4 protein-coding genes are annotated in these 5,295 nt (G+C 32.9%); all 4 read right to left on the reverse strand.

Annotated features, from left to right (window positions below):
• Positions 1-153: 153 nt before the first annotated feature.
• The 4 genes from FNW38_RS17160 to FNW38_RS17175 all read right to left on the reverse strand — a co-directional run bounded on the left by FNW38_RS17160 (position 154) and on the right by FNW38_RS17175 (position 5,158).
• Positions 154-1,131: a DUF4837 family protein gene (locus FNW38_RS17160; protein ID WP_144064927.1), complete on the reverse strand. Its 978-nt coding sequence runs from the start codon at positions 1,129-1,131 to the stop codon at positions 154-156.
• A gap of 143 nt (positions 1,132-1,274) precedes the next feature.
• Positions 1,275-3,116, reverse strand: coding sequence for a LysM peptidoglycan-binding domain-containing protein (locus FNW38_RS17165; RefSeq protein WP_144066727.1), 1,842 nt, complete (start codon positions 3,114-3,116; stop codon positions 1,275-1,277).
• Positions 3,117-3,413: 297 nt separating this feature from the next.
• Entirely contained in the window at positions 3,414-4,601 is a 1,188-nt protein-coding gene (locus FNW38_RS17170) for a phosphoglycerate kinase (RefSeq protein WP_144064925.1), read from the reverse strand.
• Positions 4,602-4,780: 179 nt separating this feature from the next.
• Positions 4,781-5,158 (reverse strand): pirin family protein, encoded by a 378-nt coding sequence (locus FNW38_RS17175; RefSeq protein WP_144066729.1) that lies wholly within the window; start codon positions 5,156-5,158, stop codon positions 4,781-4,783.
• Positions 5,159-5,295 lie beyond the last annotated feature (137 nt).

A 5,295-nucleotide genomic window follows, 5' to 3' on the forward strand; every position in this document is an offset into this window, starting at 1 on the left:
AAGATGTATTAAACAGATACGCAACTTATTAAATATAACAAAATTATTTCAACAACATTCTTTTAGACTACAGCCAAAAAATTAAGCCTCGAAGTGACGATTTGTTTTTTATCCAATCCAGTAGAAACAAACTCAAATTAGTATAAATGAAAATTACCTTTTCACAATTACAACCGATTTTATAATAGATTCCAATTCATGCATCAGGTCTCGTTTTTCCTTTGATGGTGCATAACAGAAACCTTCCAAAACCAAAATTCTATTATTTTCCTTATCTATAATAGCATAATTGATGAAAGGACCCGCCATAAAATCATTTTTCAATTCCCAAGTTCCTTTGGTTTCGTATGTTTCTTTCCCGTCAAGATTAATCTTTGAAAGATATGGTGCGTAGGCCTCCTCAGTAATCATATGCGTATTTGGTTCTGTACCGCTAATATATAAATTACCTATTGAATCTCGCATTTTTATGATATTCGAAATCAAATTTGAGTTCTTTTTAATGGAGTTTAAAGGAACCTGATAAATTAGCAGACTTGTATTTCCGCCGACAATTTCCTTCTTTAACCACATGAAATTACTTTTGTGAAGCACATAAGTATAACCGGAAGGAATCTTTATGGAGATATGGAATTTATTACTGATTAATTGTGGATTAAGTAGCGACTGACTATTGATTCTCTGGCTTTCGGCTATTTCTGCCTGCTTGATTAACTGAATCATCTGCGGAGCATTTTTTTCTAAGCATGCTATAATATCAGCCCCGGTTTTTCCTGAAATATGAAACACATTTTGAGGTGATGCATATTGATCTTTCTTTATTTCAAATTTATTTTGCTCTTCTTTCTTTACCACAATAATCGCTCTGGTATCCGTCATGAATCCCTCCAGAAGTTTGACGGGATATTGATTTATGGTAAATAGCGGTTCTTCTTGTGGCAATCCAATTACTGGTGATGCAAACTTATTTCGAATACTGTCTCCTATCTCACCATTCCACAACTGATCATCAATAATAACCGAAATGGTATTGATTTTCCCAGTCGTTTTACGATGCAAATTATCGTTCTTCTTTGTACAAGAAAAAAATAAGAAAGAAATAAGAAGGCACAAAAAATGGATTTTATTCATTATAATTTAATTATGAAATCGCCATTAACAACAAGTTTGCGCAAGCAAACACCAATAAATAAAAAGGCGATACCATATATGACAACTAACAATTAAATTTTACATATATGAAATAAAACCCAAATTTATAGAAGTTTATCGTATTATACGTTTATTTTTAACTTCATTCCGGGTTTAATATTCCCCCCGCGAATATCGTTCCATTTTTTAATATCTGAAATGGTTACCCCGGGATATTTTTTGGCAATACTAAATAAGGAGTCCCCTTTTTTGACATAATACTCAATACCTGTTGCTAAGTTGGCTTTTTTCTTGAAGGAATTGGCGGTCGCTTTGTCGGTAGTAATCACAATTTCATCTTTGGCAACAATTAAAGTAGCACCTAGCGCAATGTTGTGGTCCGATAAATTATTCCATTGTTTTAAATCGGCTAAAGTAGTGCCAAATTTATGGGCAATATTTCCTAGATTGTCTCCTTTTTGAACCACATATTCTATGTCTTTTCGTTCTGGATTAGAAGCCAATTCTTCTTCTTTATTAATTTTAACTTCAGAAGCAACTACTCTTTGACTTTCCGAAATTGTTTCTGAAGGAACTACCTCCACTTTTGGTTCTTTCTTAATCGTTCTTACAATACTTTGTTCGGTAATGATTTTTAAACTTTTACCATAAGGAACAGCATTGCTTTTCAATTTATTCCATTTTTTAATATCGGAAACGGCAATGTCATATTTATCGGCTATTTCACTCAAATTATCTCCGCGTTTTACTTTGTAATATTTAGTTTTAGGAAGCGTAATCCGTTGTGTGGTATAATTCATCGTATCACGCACAACAATCGCTTTGGTAACCTGAAATGGTTTTTCACGAAAGTCAAGTTCGTGTTGGGTATAGGCATAAATTTTAGCTTCATTTGAAGTAAATACAGCTACTTTATCTTGTGGCAATCTCAAAAAATGATTTTCATCATGATAAACTGGAACTACATTCAACTTATAGGAAGGATTCAACAACTGCAATTGAGCTACGGGAACATCAAGCAAATCTGAAATTTGTTTGAACGACATTTGCTTCTTAATCATTATGGTATCAGTGGCAAAATGTTTTACTGTTGCTCTATTGGGAATAATTCCGTGTTCCTTGTGGTATTCATAAATGTACATTGTCGCCAGGAAAGCAGGTACATAACCTTGCGTTTCTTTTGGAAGATTTTTTCTAATGTTCCAATAATTTTGTTGACCACCAGAACGCCTAATTGCCTTAGAAACATTCCCTGGACCTGAATTATAAGAAGCTAAAACCAAATCCCAATCACCGAATATTTTGTACATATTCGTCATGTATTGGGTTGCCGCTTCACTGGCCTTCAAAGGATCGCTTCGTTCATCAACATAGGAATCAATTTTCAAACCATATTGTTTTCCCGTTTGATACATAAACTGCCATAGTCCTGTAGCGCCCATTTTGGAAACTGCTTTTGGGTTTAAAGCGGATTCTACAACTGCTAAATATTTTATTTCCAAAGGAACATTTTGTTTCGCTAGTGCTTCTTCAAAAAGCGGGAAGTAATACTCCGAAATAGCCATTAACCGTTCAAAGGATCTCTTTCTGTTTTTTAGGAATGACTTGATGATGTTTTCCAGACCTTGATTGTATTCAATATTGAAAGGTGATTTTGCATCCATTGCCGCCAGTCTTTCTTTCAAAAGTTCAGTAGGCAATTCATAATCCACTTTTTCATCGATATTTATGTTTTTTATATCATCCGTTATATTGTTGTATAAATCTAAGTTTGTCAATTCTTTCATCCACAAACTATCAACACAAGATGCCATTTCATCTTTTACGAAGGTTTTCTTGATAGAATCTAAATAAGATAATTTTGGTTCTACTTTTACAAAATTTTTATTTTCAACAACTTCTTGCGAAAATAAATGCACTGATAACAATAGAAATAACGATAGGGTGGTATTTTTTACATTCATATTTTAATGATCAAAGTCCTATATTTCAAATGATTACATTGGTATTTTTTACAAACATAATAGGTTAAAACTGAAAATTTCTTTAAATATTGTTAAAAATGCAACTTTCAGTTCAATTATGAAGAATTTTCCGTGATTTCATTGTGAAAATTCCTTTTAAAACACAATTCATCAAATTTTAAAACTAAAAAAAACCTTAGCGACAAATAGTTCATCGCTAAGGTTTCTTATTATTATAGATAAGGTATTTTTAAATCTGGATTACAGCTTAAAATGAAACCTTTTTAAATCATTGTATTAGTCAAGTATCGCAGCAATTCCTGGCAATACTCTTCCTTCCAGCATTTCTAACATGGCTCCTCCACCAGTTGAAACATAACTCATTTTGTCTTCTAGTCCAAATTGTTTTACAGCAGCTACTGAATCTCCTCCACCTACAAGTGAGAAAGCTCCGTTTGCAGTTGATTCAGCTATGAAGTTACCAAGAGCGATTGTTCCATTAGCAAAACTTTCCATTTCAAAAACTCCTAATGGACCATTCCAAAGAATAGTTTTAGAATCCATAATTACTTTTTTGAAGTTTTCCAATGATTTTGGTCCAGCATCAAGTCCTTGCCATCCGTCAGGAATTGTTTCTACATCAACAATTTGAGTATCGGCAGTATTTGAAAAAGCATTTGCTGCCACAACATCAACCGGAATATGAATTTGAACTCCTTTTTCTTTAGCTAATCTCAATATTTCCAATGCCAATTCTTGTTTGTCATCTTCACAGATAGAATTACCAATTTTACCTCCTAATGCTTTTACAAAAGTAAATGTCATTCCACCACCAATAATCATGTGGTCGACTTTATCCAGAATATTCTCGATAACCGTAATTTTAGAAGAAACTTTAGATCCACCAAGAACTGCTGTTACTGGTTTTTCACTGTTTTTCAAAACTTTGTTCAAGCTTTCGATTTCTTTAGCCAACAATAATCCGAAACATTTTTCAGTTGGGAAGAACTGAGCGATAATTGTAGTCGAAGCGTGTGCTCTGTGTGCCGTTCCAAAAGCGTCGTTTACATAAATATCACCAAGTGACGCTAATTCTTTTGCGAAAGCAACATCTCCAGCTTCTTCTTCGGTATGAAAACGCAAATTTTCTAACAATAGAACTTCTCCCGCTTGTAATTTTTCCGAAGCAGTTGCAGCTTCCACGCCAACACAGTTTGAAGCAAACTGAACTGGTACTCCAAGCACTTCTGAAGTTGTTTTTAGAATGTGTTTCAATGAATATTTTTCTTCAACACCTTTTGGTCTGCCTAAATGTGACATCAAAATTACGCTTCCGCCTTGAGCAAGAATTGCTTCAATTGTAGGCTTTGCCGCTTCGATACGAGTTGCATCTGTTACATTGAAATTTTCATCCAAAGGCACATTAAAATCAACGCGTATTATTGCTTTCTTATTTTTAAAATTAAAATCGTTTAAAGTTTTCATTAAGTATATTTTTAGTTTGTTTTTTTTGAAAGAATAACAAATATAGAACTTTTCAGGAACTAAAAAATAAGAATAGTTTGAAAATTAGGGAAATCCACTAACGAAAACGTTGTAATAGTCGCAAATTATTTGTTTTTTGGAATTAATTTCGAAAAACATTCGTCTCTGAAATCTTTCCTTTATGGAATTTCTAAAACGATAAGGAGCGCATTTTCGGATAACGCTTCCCATTCTAAGGAGTCAATTCCTGACAAACTTAATCCGTCTTTTGATTCTAACAAACGATTTTCTACTTCAAAAGCTCCATTAATTACAAAAACAAAAACGCCGTTTGAACTATTTTTTAGCGAATAAACCCCTTCTTTTCTTCCGTCATACATTCCTATAAAACCCAATGCATTTGAAATTTCGAATAATGGAATTAATTGGTTCTTATCGGTTAAACCAAAATCAAACTGTTTGAAATTGCTTTCGAAATCTTGAATTTTGGCATTGAATCCTATTTGTAAATAACTGACATTTTCTTCCTCATAAGAATTAGAAAGTTTGAAAGACATTTCCTTTTCAGCAGAAATAATTCGGATTTGTTCGACTCCTATAAAACTTTCATTCCCAAAACTGGATATGCAAATGAAAACTGCACATTAAGTTAAGCTACATTTTTGTAATTAATTTGATTGTTAAATTCTTCAAT

The organism is Flavobacterium gawalongense, assembly GCF_007097265.1.
Taxonomy (GTDB): domain Bacteria; phylum Bacteroidota; class Bacteroidia; order Flavobacteriales; family Flavobacteriaceae; genus Flavobacterium; species Flavobacterium gawalongense.

What these genes read in the sequence shown, in the direction of transcription:
- FNW38_RS17160 (WP_144064927.1), bottom strand. Translation starts at nt 1,131, where the DNA reads ATGAATAAAATCCATTTTTTGTGCCTTCTTATTTCTTTCTTATTTTTT.
- FNW38_RS17165 (WP_144066727.1), bottom strand. Translation starts at nt 3,116, where the DNA reads ATGAATGTAAAAAATACCACCCTATCGTTATTTCTATTGTTATCAGTG.
- FNW38_RS17170 (WP_144064925.1), bottom strand. Translation starts at nt 4,601, where the DNA reads ATGAAAACTTTAAACGATTTTAATTTTAAAAATAAGAAAGCAATAATA.
- FNW38_RS17175 (WP_144066729.1), bottom strand. Translation starts at nt 5,158, where the DNA reads ATGTCTTTCAAACTTTCTAATTCTTATGAGGAAGAAAATGTCAGTTAT.